Raw genomic sequence first — 17,333 nt, forward strand, 5'->3', positions numbered from 1 at the left:
TGTTCGTTGTGCAACTTTGTGGGAGCGAGCCTGCTCGCGATTGGATCGGCGAGATATATCAGACAGTCCGCGGCATCCGCATCGCGAGCAGGCTCGCTCCCACATGAAAGCAATCAGCCCGGATCGCGGAATCCGGGATGGAAATCCTTCGGCACCGCTACGCTGACGCTGTCACGGGTGGCGATGTCGATGCCTTCGCTGGCGACTTCGGCGAGGAAGTCGATCTGCTCCGGGGTGATCACGTACGGCGGCAGGAAATACACCACGCTTCCCAGCGGACGCAGCAACGCGCCACGCTCCAGCGCATGCTGGAACACTTTCAGGCCGCGACGTTCCTGCCATGGGTAGGCCTCTTTCGTGGCCTTGTCCTTGACCATTTCGATGGCCAGCACCATGCCGGTCTGACGGACTTCCGAAACATTCGGATGATCCACCAGATGCGCGGTCGCAGACGCCATGCGTTGCGCCAGCGCCCGGTTGTTCTCGATCACGTTGTCCTGTTCGAAAATATCCAGGGTCGCCAGCGCCGCCGCACAGGCCAACGGGTTGCCGGTGTAGCTGTGCGAGTGCAGGAAGGCGCGCAGGGTCGGGTAATCGTCGTAGAACGCGCTGTATACCTCATCGGTGGTCAGGCACGCCGCGAGCGGCAGATAACCGCCGGTCAGGGCTTTGGACAGGCACAGGAAGTCCGGGCGGATGCCGGCCTGTTCGCAGGCGAACATGGTCCCGGTACGACCGAAGCCGACGGCGATTTCGTCGTGGATCAGGTGCACGCCGTAGCGGTCGCAGGCTTCGCGCAGCAGCTTGAGATACACCGGGTGATACATGCGCATGCCGCCGGCGCCCTGGATCAGCGGCTCGAGGATCACGGCCGCAACGCTGTCATGGTTTTCCGCCAGCGTCTGTTCCATGGCCGCGAACATGTTGCGCGAGTGTTCTTCCCAGCTCATTCCCTGCGGGCGCAGGTAGCAATCCGGGCTCGGCACTTTGATGGTGTCCATCAACAGGGCTTTGTAGGTTTCGGTGAACAGTGGCACGTCGCCGACCGCCATCGCCGCCATGGTTTCGCCGTGGTAGCTGTTGGTCAGAGTGACGAAGCGTTTCTTGTTCGGCTGGCCGCGGTTGAGCCAGTAGTGAAAGCTCATTTTCAGCGCGACTTCGATGCAGGACGAACCGTTATCGGCGTAGAACACCCGGTTCAGGCCTTCCGGCGTCATCTTCACCAGACGCTCGGACAGCTCGATCACCGGCTGATGGCTGAAACCGGCCAGAATCACGTGTTCCAGCTGATCGACCTGATCCTTGATGCGCTGATTGATGCGCGGATTGGCGTGGCCGAACACGTTGACCCACCAGGAACTGACGGCATCCAGGTAGCGCTTGCCTTCAAAGTCCTCAAGCCACACGCCTTCACCGCGCTTGATCGGGATCAGCGGCAGCTGTTCGTGGTCTTTCATCTGGGTGCAGGGATGCCACAGCACCGCGAGATCGCGTTGCATCCACTGGTTGTTCAGGCCCATGTTCAGTCTCCTCGAGGCGGCTCGCGTCAGGCGCGGGCAAACAATCGCGCAAGCCTATGCAATGCGTCGCGCCGGGACAACCCATTGCGTCGATTGAGCTACTTTGTATGGGCCGATAGACGTCGCTGGCGGCGTTTTGATGGCTGACGTATTCTTCGCGGTTCTTTGGGTCGTCTGACCCGCAAAACTGCTTTTTCCTACGTGTTTTTCCGGAGTTCGCTGAATGTCTGTCGGTTGGCTGCGCGCCTGTGCGCTTGTGGTGTTGGGGCTTTTCAGCGTTACGGCGCTGGCCAAGGATAAAACCGCGATCGTGATCGGCGGCGGCCTGTCGGGCCTGACCGCGGCTTACGAACTGCAGAACAAAGGCTGGCAGGTCACGCTGCTGGAAGCCAAACCGAGCCTGGGCGGTCGCTCGGGCATGGCCACCAGCGAGTGGATCGGCAACGACAAGGCTCAGCCTGTGCTGAACAAGTACGTCTCGACTTTCAAGCTGAGCACCACGCCGGCCCCTGAATTCGTGCGTACCCCGGGTTACCTGATCGATGGCGAGTATTTCTCCGCCGCCGACCTGGCCACCAAGCAACCGGCCACCGCGCAGGCGTTGAAAACCTTCGAGAAAACCCGTGACGATCTGGCGCGTTCGATCGACGATCCGCAGAACCCGGCGGCGACGAACACCCTGCACGCGTTGGACCAGATCAACGTGTCGAGCTGGCTCGACAAGCAGAACCTGCCCGCCACTGCGCGTCAGCTGATCAACCAGGATATCCGCACCCATTACGACGAACCGTCGCGTCTGTCGCTGCTGTACTACGCACAGCAGAGCCGCGTTTATCGCGGCGTATCCGACCGTGACATGCGCGCTTCGCGTCTGGTCGGTGGCAGTCCGGTGCTGGCCCAGGCCTTCGTCAAACAGCTGAAAACCATCAAGACCGGCTCGCCGGTTTCCGCGATCGTCCAGGACAAGGACGGCGTGACCGTCAAGGTCGGCGGCGTGGGCTATCAGGCAGACTACGTCGTGTTGGCGGTGCCATTGCGCGCCCTCGACAAGATTCAGCTGACCCCGGCCCTGGATGCCCAGCACCTGGCCGCGATCAAAGGCACCAACTACGGCTGGCGCGACCAGATCATGCTGAAGTTCAAGACGCCGGTCTGGGAAAGCAAGGCGCGGATGTCCGGCGAGATCTACAGCAACACCGGGCTGGGCATGTTGTGGATCGAGCCGGCCCTGAAGGGCGGCGCCAACGTGGTGATCAACCTGTCCGGCGACAACGCCCGCGTCATGCAGGCCTTCGGCGACAAGCAGATGGTCGATCAGGTGCTGATTCGTCTGCACGCGTTTTATCCACAGGCCCGTGGCGCGTTCACCGGTTATGAAATCCGTCGCTACAGCACCGACCCGTCGACTGGCGGTTCGTACCTGGCCTTCGGCCCGGGTCAGATCAGCAAATACTGGCGCCTGTGGGAGCGTCCGCTGCAGCGCGTAGCGTTCGCTGGCGAGCACACCGACACCCTGTATCCGGGCACCCTGGAGGGCGCGCTGCGCACCGGTCAGCGTGCGGCCAGTCAGGTTGAAGACCTGGCGGCAGGCAAATCCTTCGAACCGATCAAGGTCGGCCCGGCAGCGGCCTCCGCAGCAGCGGCGGCGGGTGCAGCGGGTGCGGCCACGGCGGCGAAGAAAGGTAACTTCTTCACCAACCTGTTCGGTGGTTCGGATGACGAGAAGAAACCAGAGCCAGTGAAAGCGCCAGAGCCGGCACCTGCTCCAGCCGCTCCGGCGCCTGCACCGACTCCGGCACCTGCGCCAGCCCCGGTGGAAGCGCCGAAGCCAGTGACTCCGGTGAAAGCCGAGCCAGCCAAGAAAGCGCCGGCCAAGCCGGCAGCGAAGAAACCTGCGGCCAAGACCGAGGCGAAAAAAGCCCCGGCCAAACCGGCAGCGAAAAAGGCTGAACCGGCCAAGAAGCCAGCCGCAAAACCGGCTGCGGCCCCGGCGGCAGCGAGCGACACCAAAGCGCAGTAAGGCTTTGCGGTGAATGAAAAAGCGCGGCTTTCAGGCCGCGCTTTTTTATGGATTAACCATTTTGGTCAATCTGCCCTAGGTCCGGCTTCAAGCTCCATTGGATGAGAGCCGGGAGATGGTTCAGCGCTTTTCTTTGTGCTGAGAAGATGGAGCTGATGAAGACGAATGCTGCTGAGGAGACGCTTTGAGTGCCTCTTGCTTCCAAGAAGGCCATTGCTCAACGGTACGGCGAGATTCCGCTAAATGGTTGAGAAACTCTTCTTTAGTGGGCGTCATTTTGGCTTTCCTCTAGGTACCTTGATAGAAGGGTTGCAGCTATGGTTTCGCGTTCAATGTACGAGCAAGGCAGCATTTGGGTGCGTAATTTAGCATCGGACTCATTCCAGTCAAGAGCCTGACCATCCTCGGATTTTCTGGTTACTGGATAGCCACTACCGAGGTTAGTGGAGAATAGGTTGAAAAAGCTGCGTGGGCCAACTCCGATAAACGGTGCAAATACAACGTTGCTGCTTCTTTGATTCAGTGATATGGAATCTGAGTGAAAGTCGAGTGCTTTGCTTTTCGGGTATGGCTCAACGTATACAACTCTCTTGATTCCAGCAGCCACAATGTGCTTTGCACAATTGTGACAGGGGAATGTCGTGCAGTATAAATCGCTACCATATGTACTAATTCCTAGCCTTGAGCTTGAAAGAAGTGCCTCCATTTCTGCATGAACAACTCTTCCATATTCGGTGATGTCTTTTATTTTGCTGCCCTTGATCAAGGGTTTTAGTTTTTCTTTGTATTCTTCTGGGATTACTTCAAGAATGCTGTCGATAATTAATTTTTTCTGTGTGGCGTTAGAGTCTTCTCCTCTCATGTAGTCGCGACCATCCTTTGCGTCAACGATTTCCTGAGTGACGTCGTCTACTTCCGGCCAGTACAGCCCTCCATGTGCTTTTGGTACATCGTTAGCACCTGTTGAGACGATGCATCTGTCTTTCGTTAGAACTGCACCCACCTGTCGAGAAAGATCAGCAGATCTTAATGACGCTGAGAATGCCATGAACATTGCGTATTCATCGAATGTTGGCGTTACGTATGGCTTGCCAAAAAGCAGATCAAAAACTCGCCATATCTGCTTTTTCAGTGAGTCGGAGTTGCCGTTGTAGTCGATGAAAAAGTCGGATAAATGATAGGTGTCCTTCGTGTGTTGGCCATAGTCATCGCGTTCGTCCGCGTCTCTGTCGATCAATTTAGAGGCTTGCTCCTCGGGGATCGATTTTTCTTTTGTTAAATAGTCATGCCGTCTTGTGTGGTCAGCGTGGACGCCAATTAAGAAAAACCCGTTCGAGTATATTTTTCGTAGCCTTTGTACTTCGGCAGGGTTCTTCAGTGAGTTGATAATAAAAGCTTTTCTGCGCAAGGCTTCTTGCTTGCCTCGTAGAAGGTTGATCCTGGCAGCAGCGCCGAGAGCAAGTATTGAATTGTCTTTGCTGTTTTTCCTAAGGTTGTTCCCTTCCTCCATGAAAGAACTGATCCTGCCAAATTCATCTGTGCTTGAAAGTGGGGAGCCTAATGTAGAGATTATATCCGTAGAGATTTTTATGTTTTCTGTTGTGTAGTTGAATTTGTAAAGCCGTTCCTCTATGAGTCTTGCAATTTCGTTTAGGTTGGTACCGATCGTGCCAACCAGGCCGATAACCAACTCAGAGTCTGAGTAGGAGTCATCGAGGAAATATGCGCCTGTCTCTGTCGAGCTTGTTGATAGTTCAGCGAAAGCAGTTTCTACCTCTATCGAAGTTTGTTCGATGTATGGGTGTTCAGAATCTGTGCCGCTGATCAGTAATCCTTCAACAAGTAGTCTTAATTGTTCGGCGGATCTCGGGTTTCCTTGAAATGTGATGCTCCCCGTTGAGGGGAACCAATTCATGATTCCTTTGCTATTGGCTCTGAATTGATATTGGTTTTGGTTGACGACTCTCCATTCTCCAGCATGCTGGAGAGAGTTTAATTTTTGCTTTAATTCTTCGAGTTCGCCGTCAAAACGCATCTGTTTTCCCTGTGTTGAATTGCGGTCCGTCAGGCACTGTTCCAACTGTTGGACAATGGACTTACGTTTGCCCCACCTGAGAGTAGTAGCCACTCTGTCATAGGTCCAGATGCGAAAGCCCCCTCAAGGTTTTTGTTCCGATGGTCAAAAAAACGCCTAGCTTCTGTCCTGCTATCCCACTCAAATCGCCTCGAATTCCTAAATGAATTGAAGAATTTTCTGATGAGCGACTACGTGAGTGGGTGCTGGATTTGTATGATTTTTCTCGCTAAGACGTGTGATTTTGCTATGGGTTAATCTTTCCTTAACGCGACAGTCAGAAGCTCTTGATCGTATTTCTCGATATTTCAAAGCGAAATTTTCCGCTTTAATTCGATAGATAACTCGCTAGTCTTGGTTCGCAGTTCTCACAGGATTTGGGCAATGCAGCTACGTAATTCTTCTTCGCGCTACGGTTGGGTCAGCATCTTCATGCACTGGGGTGTGGCGCTGGCAGTCTTCGGGCTGTTTGCGCTCGGTCTGTGGATGGTGGGGCTGGATTACTACAGCACCTGGCGCAAAGACGCGCCGGATCTGCACAAGAGCATCGGTCTGGTGCTGCTGGCTGTGATGGTGTTGCGGGTGCTGTGGCGCTTTGTCAGCCCACCGCCGCCAACGCTGCAGAGCTACAGCCGCATGACCCGCATCGGCGCCAGGTTCGGCCACGGGTTTCTGTACCTTGCGCTGTTCGCCGTGATGATTGCCGGTTACCTGATTTCCACCGCAGACGGTGTCGGGATTCCGGTGTTTGGCCTGTTTGAAGTTCCTGCACTGGTTTCCGGACTACCGGATCAGGCAGATACCGCCGGGGTGATTCATTTGTACCTGGCGTGGGCGCTGGTAATTTTTTCCGGCCTCCATGCGTTGGCAGCATTGAAGCACCACTTTATCGATCGTGATGCGACCCTCACTCGAATGCTCGGTCGCAAAGCCTGAAGCTCAACCTCGACTCAAAGGAAAAGAAAGCATGTTGAAAAAGACTCTGGCCGCTCTGGCAATCGGTTCCGCCGTGCTGTCCGCCAACGTAATGGCCGCTGACTACACCGTCGACAAGGAAGGCCAGCACGCCTTCGTCGACTTCAAGATCAGCCACCTGGGCTACAGCTACATCACCGGTACCTTCAAGGACATCAGCGGCAAGTTCAGCTTCGATGCTGCCAAGCCTGAAGACAGCAAGATCGAGTTCGACGTGAAGACCGCCAGCGTGTTCACCAACCACGCCGAGCGTGACAAGCACATCGCCAGCAAAGACTTCCTGGACGTGGGCAAATTCGCTGACGCCAAGTTCGTCTCCACCAGCGTCAAATCCACCGGCAAGAACGCCGATGGCAAAGACACTGCCGACGTGACCGGCGACCTGACCCTGCACGGCGTGACCAAGCCGATCGTGGTCAAGGCCACTTTCCTGGGTGAAGGCAAGGATCCATGGGGCGGCTACCGTGCCGGCTTCGAAGGCACCACCAGCATCAAGCGTTCTGATTTCGGCAAGATGATGGACCTGGGTCCACAGTCCGACAAAGTCGACCTGTACATCTCGTTCGAAGGTGTCAAAGCGAAGTAATTTTCGCCAGACATACAAAAACGCCCCCGGTCTTGCGACCGGGGGCGTTTTTTATTGCCTTGTCGAAACTCAGCGATTGCGGGTCAGCAAGGCCGGTTTCTCACCGCGTGGGCGGCTTGGCAGTTGATCGAGTTGCTCAGGCGTCGGGAAGCGGTCGGCTTTCGATTCCTTGTGCATGATCTTCGGGCCGCTGCTGCGCGGGTTCTGCACGGCCGGTTCGGCACGTTGCTGATCGTCACGGGCCGGACGGCGGTTGCGCGAGTTTTCGTCACGACGACCCTGGCCGTCACGCGGGGCTCCGTTGCGCGGGCCGTTGCGTTTGCCCGGCGGGGTGCCGGTGCTCGAACCGTTGCTGTTGCGCGGGCCGTTCTGACGACCTTGCGACTGACCACCGCGTGGAGCGCCCGAACCTGCGCCTTGCGCCGGAGCGCCCGGGCGACGGTTGCGACCACCGGCAGGTGCCTGCTTCGGCACGTAGTCAACGCGATTACCGAAGTTATCGATATCGTCGTCGAGGAACTCGTCCGGTGCACGATCAGCCGCAGCACGTGGCGGCTGGCTTGGCTGGCGCTGTTCGCGGGCCGGGGTGCCTTCGCGCGGTTTCTGTTGACGGGCTGGACGCTCACCGCGTTCGCCGGCAGGTTTTTCCTTGCCCTTGTCCTTGCCTTTGTCTTTACGACCGCCGCCACCGCCGCCGCCATTCGGGCCGTCGCCGCGCGGGCCACGACCGTTGCGCGGGTTGCGCATGTCCGGACGCTCGCGCACTTCAGGCTTCTCGGCCTCGATGGTGCTGGCATCGAAGCCCATCAGGTCGCCGTCGGCGATTTTCTGCTTGGTCATGCGTTCGATGCTTTTCAGCAGTTTTTCTTCGTCCGGCGCGACCAGCGAGATCGCCTCGCCCGAACGACCGGCACGACCGGTACGACCGATACGGTGCACGTAGTCTTCATCGACGTTCGGCAGTTCGAAGTTGACTACGTGTGGCAACTGGTCGATGTCCAGGCCGCGCGCCGCGATGTCGGTGGCAACCAGAATGCGTACCTGGTTGGCCTTGAAGTCGGCCAGGGCTTTGGTGCGGGCGTTCTGGCTCTTGTTGCCGTGGATCGCCACAGCCGGCAGGCCGTGTTTGTCCAGGTACTCGGCCAGACGGTTGGCGCCGTGCTTGGTGCGGGTGAACACCAGCACCTGTTCCCACGCGCCGGCGGTGATCAGGTGGGCCAGCAGCGTACGCTTGTGGCTGGCCGGCAGGCGGAAGACGCGTTGTTCGATGCGCTCGACCGTGGTGTTCGGCGGCGTCACTTCGATGCGTTCCGGGTTGTGCAGCAGCTTGCCGGCAAGGTCGGTGATGTCTTTGGAGAAGGTCGCCGAGAACAGCAGGTTCTGGCGCTTGGCCGGCAGGCGGGCGAGGACTTTCTTCACGTCATGGACGAAGCCCATGTCGAGCATGCGGTCGGCTTCGTCCAGCACGAGGATTTCAACGTGGGACAGATCGATGCTGCCCTGGCCGCACAGGTCGAGCAGACGGCCCGGGCAGGCAACCAGTACGTCCACACCGCGGGACATGGCCTGAACCTGCGGGTTCATGCCGACGCCGCCGAAGATGCAGGCGCTGACGAATTTCAGGTCACGGGCGTAGATCTTGAAGCTGTCGTGTACCTGGGCCGCGAGTTCGCGGGTCGGGGTCAGGACCAGGACGCGCGGCTGGCGCGGGCCGTGGCGCTGGGATTTGTCCGGGTGACCGTTGGGGAACAGCCGCTCCAGGATCGGAAGGGCGAAACCGCCGGTTTTACCGGTACCTGTCTGTGCCGCAACCATCAGGTCGCGACCTTGCAACACGGCGGGAATGGCCCGCTGTTGCACCGGAGTAGGCTCGGTATAGCCCGCGTCTTCGATAGCGCGGACCAAAGCCTCGGAGAGACCGAGGGAAGCAAAGGACATGAGTAATCCTGTTTTAGTTAGGGCTTGGCCCAATGGGAGTCTTGCCTGGCGCGAATGGCGTTTAAGAGGACGCAATCCCGTCCGGTCCTGCTGCGGTTCCGAAGGCACGTCCGGAGCGCTCGCGCGGGCTGAAAAGCTGCGCTGTAGCGGGTCGGGAGGCCTGTTACGGTTCCGGGCGTCCGGGCGTGAGCCTGGCGGGAACGCCGGAGTATAACAGAGCAATCACCGCGCGCCGCTTTCCTGCTGCTCAACGGTTTTGCCGCTGGCGGTGGCGCTGCTCAAGGGTTTTTCCGAAACCGGGGCTGCACCGTAGCGCGCGCTCAGCTCGGCATAGGCCGGTTCGCGCTTGAAACGCTTGAGCTCGGCGCCGAAGCGTTGCACCAGCAAATCCATCCCCGCATTGCGCCGCACGGCCAGAAACTGGCTCTGGCGGCTGATGACGGTGGGGTTTTCGGTGATCTGATCGCGGATATTCAGCTCATCCAGCAAATGCTGACCCACGCGGCGATCGGTGATCAGCAGGTCGATGCGCCCGCGCACCAGTTTGCCGAAATTGGCTTCGTGGGTTGGGGCCGGTTCCCGGTTGAACAGGGGCGATTCACTGAAGTCCGGGCTGTACAGATAACCCGGAGAGGTGCCGATGGTCAGGCCCTTGAGATCTTGCAGGGTGCGGAACGGGTGCGGTCGTTCGTTGGCGTAGAACATCACGAACTCGACGTCCGACAGCGGTTCGCTCGGGTAGAGCAGGGTGGCGTCGCGTTCGTCGCTGTGAAAGATGTCCAGCGCACCGTCGGCCTGGCCGGTTTCGAGCATCGACAGGCAACGCTTCCACGGCAGGAACTGCCACTCGACATCGATGCCGAGGCGTTTGAACACGATGGCAGTGGTTTCGTAGTCCAGCCCGAGGTTCTTGCCGTTCTCTTCGTAAACGTATGGCGCCCACGGTTCGGTGACGATACGCAGCTTCTCGCCTCGAGCCGCAAAGCTCAGGCAAGCAAAAACCAGCACGGCGAATAACTGCGTGATCAAAGGCATGACTTGAGATTACGACGAGAAACGCCAAAGAGCCAGAAACTGCCTGCAGAAGCTCTGTTTCGGGCCTTAAAAGCAAAAGATCGCAGTTGCGACAACCCACCAGGAGCTGTCGAAACTTGCGATCTTCTGTTGTTGCATGAAGCCTTCAGCTTGAAGCGTACAGCGGTCTCAGCGTGGCAACTTCAGGTTGTTCCAGATCGCCAGGCTAGGTTCGGCCTGGTTCATGGAATAGAAGTGCAGGCCGGGCGCACCGCCTTGCAGCAGGCGTTCGCACATTTCGCTGACGACTTGCTCGCCGAAGCGCTGAATGCTTTGGCTGTCATCGCCGTAGGCTTCCAGTTGCTTGCGGATCCAGCGCGGGATTTCCGCACCGCAGGCATCGGAGAAACGCGCGAGTTTGCTGTAGTTGGTGATCGGCATGATCCCCGGCACGACCGGAATGTCCACGCCCAGCGCCTGCAAACGGTCGACGAAGTAGAAGTAGCTGTCGGCGTTGAAGAAGTACTGGGTGATCGCGCTGTCGGCGCCGGCACGGGCCTTGCGCACGAAATTGGCGAGATCGTCTTCGTAGTTGCGCGCTTGCGGATGCATCTCCGGGTAAGCGGCGACTTCGATGTGGAAATGATTGCCGGTTTCTTCACGAATGAATTCAACCAGTTCATTGGCGTGACGCAGCTCGCCGCTGGTCATGCCCATGCCGGACGGCAGGTCGCCGCGCAAAGCGACGATGCGCTTGATGCCGGCAGCCTTGTACTCGTTCAGCAGGCCGCGCAGGTCGTCCTTGCTGTCGCCGACGCACGACAGGTGCGGTGCGGCGGGTACTTTGACTTCGCTTTCCAGCTGCAACACGGTGTTCAGCGTGCGGTCACGGGTCGAGCCGCCCGCGCCGTAGGTGCAGGAAAAGAAATCCGGATTGTAGGTGGCCAGCTGACGTGCAGTGGCGAGCAGTTTTTCATGCCCGGCATCGGTCTTGGTCGGGAAGAACTCGAAGCTGTAGCGACGGTCTTGGGACATCGAGGGGACCTCCAGCTACAAGCTGCAAACTTCAAGCTGCAAGAGCAGCGGAGGTGCGCCGGTCTCTTGTGCCTGAAGCTTGCGGCCTGACACTGTTTTGACAAATAGGGGCGGAGCTTTCGGGCTTCGCGCGGCAAGCCCGGCTTGTGGCCTTGCTTGCCGCTTGAAGCTTGAAGCTCGCAGCTGCTCTTAGTAGCGGTAAGCGTGCGGCTTGAACGGGCCTTCGACGGTCACGCCGATGTAGTCAGCCTGTTGCTTGGTCAGTTGAGTGACCACGCCACCGAAGCCGCGAACCATTTCCAGGGCCACTTCTTCGTCGAGTTTCTTCGGCAGTACTTCAACGGTCAGACGCTCGGCTTTCTGGGCTGGCGACAGGTCGGCGTACTTCTGGCCGAACAGGAAGATCTGCGCCAGAACCTGGTTGGCGAACGAACCGTCCATGATGCGGCTTGGGTGACCAGTAGCGTTGCCCAGGTTCACCAGACGGCCTTCGGCCAGCAGGATCAGGTAGTCGTCGTTCTGCGCGTCGAAAGCGCCCGGGCCGGTACGGTGGATCTTGTGTACCTGTGGCTTCACTTCTTCCCATGCCCAGTTCTTGCGCATGAAAGCGGTGTCGATTTCGTTGTCGAAGTGACCGATGTTGCAGACAACGGCGCGCTTCTTCAGGGCTTTGAGCATGTTTGCGTCGCAAACGTTGACGTTACCGGTGGTGGTCACGATCAGGTCGATCTTGCCCAGCAGCGCTTTGTCGATGCTGGCTTCGGTGCCGTCGTTGATACCGTCGATGAACGGCGAAACCAGTTCGAAACCGTCCATGCAGGCCTGCATGGCGCAGATCGGGTCAACTTCGGAAACCTTGACGATCATGCCTTCCTGACGCAGGGACTGGGCCGAACCCTTGCCCACGTCACCGTAGCCGATGACCAGCGCTTGCTTGCCGGACAGCAGGTGGTCGGTACCGCGCTTGATGGCATCGTTCAGGCTGTGACGGCAGCCGTACTTGTTGTCGTTCTTGGACTTGGTCACCGAGTCGTTGACGTTGATGGCCGGGATGCGCAGTTCGCCCTTGGCCAGCATGTCCAGCAGACGGTGTACGCCGGTGGTGGTTTCTTCGGTCACGCCGTGAACGCGGTCCAGAACCTGTGGGTATTTCTTGTGCAGCAGCTCGGTCAGGTCGCCGCCGTCGTCGAGGATCATGTTGGCGTCCCATGGCTGGCCATCTTTCAGGATGGTCTGCTCCAGGCACCACTCGTACTCTTCTTCAGTCTCGCCTTTCCAGGCGAAAACCGGGATGCCGGCAGCGGCGATGGACGCAGCAGCCTGATCCTGAGTCGAGAAGATGTTGCAGGACGACCAGCGTACTTCGGCACCCAGGGCAACCAGGGTTTCGATCAGCACGGCGGTCTGAATGGTCATGTGGATGCAGCCGAGGATTTTTGCGCCTTTCAGCGGCTGCTCGGAAGCGTATTTGCGACGCAGACCCATCAGGGCCGGCATTTCCGACTCGGCGATGATGGTTTCGCGACGGCCCCAGGCAGCCAGGGACATGTCGGCAACTTTGTAATCGTTAAAATCTGCAGGCGTGATAACAGCGCTCATGAGAGCCTCCATTCGTAATGTATGCGAATGGGCGCCGTTGTGCGTTTAGTGTCCGGCCTGAGCCAGTCAACGCCCCATCCGAGCCTGACAGGTTGAACCTGCTGCAGCGCCCCTCGGACAGGTGGCGGGAAAACGGTATCAAGCGAACGTTACCGTTTTGAAACGGGGGCGATTATAGCCGTCTAGACTGATCTTCCAAAGGGTTTCTGTCGGCCAGATGAAGATCGCCAATCGCGACCATAGTAGAAGCCTCATGGAGCATGACCGCTCAGTCTGCCAAGATGGCCCCATCATTCGGCAAGACGCTCAGGAGTGAAGATGAATTTCCACACCCGCAAGTGGGTAAAACCCGAAGACCTCAACCCCAACGGCACCCTGTTCGGCGGCAGCCTGCTGCGCTGGATCGACGAAGAAGCGGCGATCTACGCCATCGTTCAACTGGGCAACCAGCGCGTGGTGACCAAGTACATTTCCGAGATCAACTTCGTCAGCGCCTCGCGCCAGGGCGACATCATCGAACTGGGCATCACCGCCACCGAGTTCGGCCGCACCTCGATCACCCTGACCTGCGAAGTGCGCAACAAAATCACCCGCAAGAGCATCCTGACCGTCGAGAAGATGGTCTTCGTCAACCTCGGCGAAGACGGCCTGCCGGCGCCGCACGGGCGGACCGAGATCAAGTACGTCAAAGACCAGTTCAAGGAAGACGAACTCGTTACCAAGTGACATTGGCGGTGGCTTCATCGCGAGCAGGCTCGCTCCCACATGGATTGCGTTTTACCTGTGGGAGCGAGCCTGCTCGCGAAAGCGATGTGGCAGGCAATGAAGATTTATCTGGCTACTGAACAGCCATGAACCGCAGGGGTCGTAGCTAAAAGCCCCCCTCGGTTGCCAAGCCATGACCACGCCAACAGACGGCAAGACCCCTGACCTCTCGGCCAAGGAACAACACGAAGTCGAGAAAAGCCAGCCGCCCCGGGCGGCGGTCCTGCATGAAATCATCCGCACCCAGGGCGACCAGGAACTGGAGCGCAGCATCGCCGCGTTGTGGTGGTCGGCGTTGGCGGCCGGGCTGACCATGGGCCTGTCGCTGATGGGCATGGGCCTGCTCAATTCGCGGTTGCCCGAGGGCGACGAGTTCAAGGTGATCGCCAGCTTCGGTTATTGCGCCGGTTTCCTCGCGGTGATCCTCGCACGCCAGCAGTTGTTCACCGAAAACACCCTGACCGCTGTTCTGCCAGTCATGACCAAACCGACGCTCGGCAATTTCGGCCGATTGATCCGGCTCTGGACAGTCGTGCTGTTCGGCAACCTGTGCGGCACGATTCTGGTGGCGTATGTGATGCTCGAACTGCCGATCTTCGACAGCAAGACCGACGCCGCCTTCCTCGAAATCGGCCGCAAGGTCATGGAAAACCACGCAAGCCAGATGTTCGCCAAGGGCATCGTTTCCGGCTGGATGATCGCCACCATGGTCTGGATGATCCCGTCCATGGAGAGCGCGAAGATGTGGATCATCATCCTCATCACCTACCTCATGGCGCTGGGCGACTTCACGCATATCGTGGTGGGTTCGGCGGAAGTATCGTATCTGGTGTTTGCCGGCGAGTTGCCGTGGAGCGATTTCTGGGCGGTGTTTGCCGGGCCGACCCTGGCGGGGAACATCATCGGCGGCAGTTTCATCTTCGCTCTGATCAGCCATGCGCAGATCCGCAGCGAAAGCGGCAAACCGAAGGAGTCTGCGGATCAGGCGGAAAAGCCCGACCCGCAGCGGATCAGGAAATGATCAGTGGTGCGCAGGTTCGGCAGCGGTTGCCGGCTCATCGCGGGTGGCGTGCTTGACCAGTTTGCCAATCGTCAGACCCTGCAACAGGATCGACGACAGCACCACGATGTAGGTGATGCTCAGCAGCAGATCGCGTTCCGCGCCCAGCGGCAGGGCCAGGGCCAACGCCACCGAAACGCCGCCGCGCAAACCGCCCCAGGTCAGGATGCGAATGGTGCCGCGCGGCACCGTGCGCCAGCGCCGCAACAGAACGATGGCCGGGGCCACGGTGAGCAGGCGCGACAGCAGAATCGCCAGCGCCAGCAGGCTTGCCGCCGCCACGTGCAGCCAGTTGAACGGCAGCAGCAACAGCTCCATGCCGATCAGCGCGAACAGCAGGGCGTTGAGCATGTCGTCGAGCAATTCCCAGAAACCGTCCAGGTATTTGCGCGTCATGTCGTTCATCGCCAGGTTGCGCCCCAGGTTACCGATGATCAGACCGGCGACCACCATCGCAATCGGCGCCGAAACGTGCAGCTCGGTGGCCATTGCCGAGCCGCCGATCACCAGCGCCAGGGTCAGCATGACTTCGATCTGGTGCTGCTCGATGCTCTTGATCATCAGGTACACCAGATAACCGATCAGCCCGCCAAACAGCACGCCACCGATGGCCTCATGGGCAAACAGCATGGCGGTGGCGCCGATGGTCGGGGTTTCGCCCAGTTGCGCGATGCCCAGCAACACGGTGAACACCACCACGGCGGTACCGTCATTGAACAGCGATTCGCCGACGATGGTGGTCTTCAACGGTTTCGAGGCATTGGCGGTACGCAACACGCCGAGTACCGCGATCGGGTCGGTCGGGGAAATCAGCGCGCCGAACAACAGGCAGTAAAGGAAGCTCACGTGCCAGCCGAACAGGGCGAAGATGTAGTAGGCGAGGCTGCCGATCACGGCGGTGGCGATCAGTACGCCGAAGGTTGCCAGCAGGCCGATCGGCCAGCGGTAGCTGCGCAGGTCGTTCAGGTTGACGTGCAGGGCGCCGGCGAACAGCAGGAACGACAGCATCCAGTTCATCAGCAGATCACCGAAGTCGATCTGGCCGATCAGTTGCTGCACGCGCTCTTCGAGGCCGGGATAGCCGAGCAGGCTCAGGCCTTGCAGCAACAGGGAAAACATCAGTGCGGTAACCATCACGCCGATGGTCGGAGGCAAACCGATGAAGCGGAAATTCACGAAAGTGAGAAGGGTGGTGAGGCAGATGAAAGCGGCGACAAGTTCAAGCATCCGGGGTCCTTTGGATGGGGGGTGAAAAGACAGCGCGCCTGTTCATGGGCGCAAGGGTTGGATGGGTAGACACTGGGTGGGGGCACAATTGTGTGTCCCGGACAGGATTTTTTTGGCATTTGTCTGTGCGCAACCGGGTGTGGCGAGGTCGCTTGACGTATAAACAGCGCCTGACACATCGCGAAGCAAAGACCTGATCAAATGGCTCGGGTTCAAAAACAAGAATGAAGGAGTGACACGTGCTGGCGACAGCTCTGGTGTTGGTGGCGGCGCTGTTGCACGCCGCGTGGAATACCCTGATCAAATTCAGCGCCGAGCGGTTGCTGGTGGTGGCCTGCATGGACACCGTGGCGCTGTTGTTCGTCGCGCTGGCGTTTCCTTTCATCAGCCTGCCGCCGCCGGAAATCTGGCCGTGGATTCTGGCGTCGGCGGCGTTCGAGCTGCTTTATCGCTATCTGTTGATCCAGGCTTATCGCGTCGGCGACCTGGGGCTGGTCTATCCGTTGATGCGTGGATTGTCGCCGCTGGTGGTACTGGCGCTGACCCTGATCTTCGCCGGCGAAGTGCTGACCACTCAGCAGATCTTCGGGATCATGCTGATCCCGCTGGGCATGGCCTGCCTGCTCTGGCAGGGCGGCGGCGGGAAACATCTGCCGTGGTCGATGCTGCCAGTGGTGGCGCTGATCGGCTTGTGCATCGGCTGCTACACCTACATCGATGGGCAGGCCTTGCGGCGCTGGTCGCATCCGCTGGATTACCTGGTCTGGGTCACGCTGCTCAGCGCCTGGCCGTTCCCGCTGCTGGCGTGTGTGGCCAAACGGCCGGCATTCCTGCAGTTCTGGCGCGAACAATGGAAGCTGGGACTGGCGGTCGGGTTCTGCGTGTTGTTCAGCTACGCTCTGGTGCTGTGGGCGATGCAACTGGGGTCGATTGCCGAAGCGGCGGCGTTGCGCGAGATCAGCGTGATTCTGGTGGTGCTGTTCGGCATGCGCTACCTGAAAGAACCTTTTGGCCGGCCACGGCTCTTAGCCTGTGGGCTGGTGCTGATCGGCATGCTGGTGATGAAGTTCTGACCCGCCAACTCTAAAAACTGAAAAAGGACGGCGTTATGACGGTGGCTCTGTGGTGCGTTTTCATTGCGATCTTTCTGCCCTATGTGTGCACGGGCGTGGCCAAGGCTGTCGGTGGTTACCGGCTCAGCGACAATCACGATCCCCGGGACTTTCTGGAAAGCCTGAATGGCGTGGCCCGACGGGCCCACGCGGCGCAACTGAACAGTTTTGAAGTGACGCCGGCCTTTGCGGCGGCGGTGATCGTTGCGCACCTGGTGGGCACGGCGCAGTTGGTGACGGTCAATGTGCTGGCAGTGCTGTTCATCACCAGTCGCCTGCTGTACATCATTTGCTATCTGGCGGACTGGGCGATACTGCGGTCGCTGGTGTGGTTTGTCGGGATGGGGCTGATTGCCAGTCTGTTCTTCGTTTCGGTCTGATTATTGAGTGCTGCCACTGGCCTCATCG

General features: G+C 59.0%; 14 protein-coding genes and 1 riboswitch. Of the genes, 7 read left to right on the forward strand and 7 right to left on the reverse strand.

The window, feature by feature from the left end:
• Nucleotides 1-113 precede the first annotated feature (113 nt).
• Entirely contained in the window at nucleotides 114-1,520 is a 1,407-nt protein-coding gene (locus tag DXT77_RS10325) for an adenosylmethionine--8-amino-7-oxononanoate transaminase (protein WP_114886054.1), read from the reverse strand.
• 223 nt (nucleotides 1,521-1,743) lie between these two features.
• On the opposite strand from DXT77_RS10325, the gene DXT77_RS10330 reads away from it, so the two are divergent.
• Nucleotides 1,744-3,540: a flavin monoamine oxidase family protein gene (locus DXT77_RS10330; protein ID WP_119427559.1), complete on the forward strand. Its 1,797-nt coding sequence runs from the start codon at nucleotides 1,744-1,746 to the stop codon at nucleotides 3,538-3,540.
• A 262-nt stretch (nucleotides 3,541-3,802) separates the two neighbouring features.
• Here the strand turns inward: DXT77_RS10330 and DXT77_RS10335 are convergent, their stop codons facing one another.
• Nucleotides 3,803-5,575, reverse strand: a complete 1,773-nt coding sequence (locus tag DXT77_RS10335) for an anti-phage dCTP deaminase (RefSeq protein ID WP_218568652.1) — start codon at nucleotides 5,573-5,575, stop codon at nucleotides 3,803-3,805.
• Nucleotides 5,576-5,998: 423 nt separating this feature from the next.
• Between DXT77_RS10335 and DXT77_RS10340 the strand changes: the two genes are divergently transcribed.
• Nucleotides 5,999-6,550, forward strand: coding sequence for a cytochrome b (locus DXT77_RS10340; RefSeq protein ID WP_119427560.1), 552 nt, complete (start codon nucleotides 5,999-6,001; stop codon nucleotides 6,548-6,550).
• A 31-nt stretch (nucleotides 6,551-6,581) separates the two neighbouring features.
• Entirely contained in the window at nucleotides 6,582-7,175 is a 594-nt protein-coding gene (locus DXT77_RS10345; protein ID WP_085731599.1) for a YceI family protein, read from the forward strand.
• 69 nt (nucleotides 7,176-7,244) lie between these two features.
• Here DXT77_RS10345 and DXT77_RS10350 read toward each other — a convergent pair whose 3' ends face one another.
• The 4 genes from DXT77_RS10350 to ahcY form a co-directional block, all read right to left on the reverse strand.
• Nucleotides 7,245-9,113: a DEAD/DEAH box helicase gene (locus DXT77_RS10350; RefSeq protein ID WP_119427561.1), complete on the reverse strand. Its 1,869-nt coding sequence runs from the start codon at nucleotides 9,111-9,113 to the stop codon at nucleotides 7,245-7,247.
• A 222-nt stretch (nucleotides 9,114-9,335) separates the two neighbouring features.
• Nucleotides 9,336-10,148 carry an ABC transporter substrate-binding protein gene (locus DXT77_RS10355; protein WP_119427562.1) on the reverse strand — a complete coding sequence of 271 codons (813 nt, stop codon included), beginning with the start codon at nucleotides 10,146-10,148 and terminating at the stop codon, nucleotides 9,336-9,338.
• A 168-nt stretch (nucleotides 10,149-10,316) separates the two neighbouring features.
• Nucleotides 10,317-11,162 (reverse strand): methylenetetrahydrofolate reductase [NAD(P)H], encoded by an 846-nt coding sequence (metF, locus tag DXT77_RS10360; protein ID WP_114886047.1) that lies wholly within the window; start codon nucleotides 11,160-11,162, stop codon nucleotides 10,317-10,319.
• Between the two features lie 189 nt (nucleotides 11,163-11,351).
• Nucleotides 11,352-12,761, reverse strand: a complete 1,410-nt coding sequence (gene ahcY, locus DXT77_RS10365) for an adenosylhomocysteinase (RefSeq protein ID WP_085709106.1) — start codon at nucleotides 12,759-12,761, stop codon at nucleotides 11,352-11,354.
• Nucleotides 12,762-12,783: 22 nt separating this feature from the next.
• Nucleotides 12,784-12,882, reverse strand: a riboswitch (S-adenosyl-L-homocysteine riboswitch).
• Nucleotides 12,883-13,079: 197 nt separating this feature from the next.
• Between ahcY and DXT77_RS10370 the strand changes: the two genes are divergently transcribed.
• Nucleotides 13,080-13,487, forward strand: coding sequence for an acyl-CoA thioesterase (locus DXT77_RS10370; protein ID WP_003229043.1), 408 nt, complete (start codon nucleotides 13,080-13,082; stop codon nucleotides 13,485-13,487).
• 172 nt (nucleotides 13,488-13,659) lie between these two features.
• Nucleotides 13,660-14,547: a formate/nitrite transporter family protein gene (locus tag DXT77_RS10375; protein WP_119427563.1), complete on the forward strand. Its 888-nt coding sequence runs from the start codon at nucleotides 13,660-13,662 to the stop codon at nucleotides 14,545-14,547.
• On the opposite strand, the gene DXT77_RS10380 is transcribed toward DXT77_RS10375, so the two are convergent.
• Nucleotides 14,548-15,813, reverse strand: coding sequence for a sodium:proton antiporter (locus DXT77_RS10380; RefSeq protein ID WP_119427564.1), 1,266 nt, complete (start codon nucleotides 15,811-15,813; stop codon nucleotides 14,548-14,550). It lies immediately after the preceding gene.
• A gap of 239 nt (nucleotides 15,814-16,052) precedes the next feature.
• Between DXT77_RS10380 and DXT77_RS10385 the strand changes: the two genes are divergently transcribed.
• Together DXT77_RS10385 and DXT77_RS10390 are read left to right on the forward strand one after the other, a co-directional pair.
• Nucleotides 16,053-16,886 (forward strand): EamA family transporter, encoded by an 834-nt coding sequence (locus tag DXT77_RS10385; protein WP_119427565.1) that lies wholly within the window; start codon nucleotides 16,053-16,055, stop codon nucleotides 16,884-16,886.
• A gap of 35 nt (nucleotides 16,887-16,921) precedes the next feature.
• Nucleotides 16,922-17,305, forward strand: coding sequence for an MAPEG family protein (locus DXT77_RS10390; protein ID WP_119427566.1), 384 nt, complete (start codon nucleotides 16,922-16,924; stop codon nucleotides 17,303-17,305).
• The last annotated feature ends 28 nt before the right edge of the window (nucleotides 17,306-17,333 follow it).

Origin of the sequence: Pseudomonas sp. 91RF (assembly GCF_003576265.1) — a bacterium.
GTDB classification, from domain to species: Bacteria; Pseudomonadota; Gammaproteobacteria; order Pseudomonadales; family Pseudomonadaceae; genus Aquipseudomonas; species Aquipseudomonas kribbensis.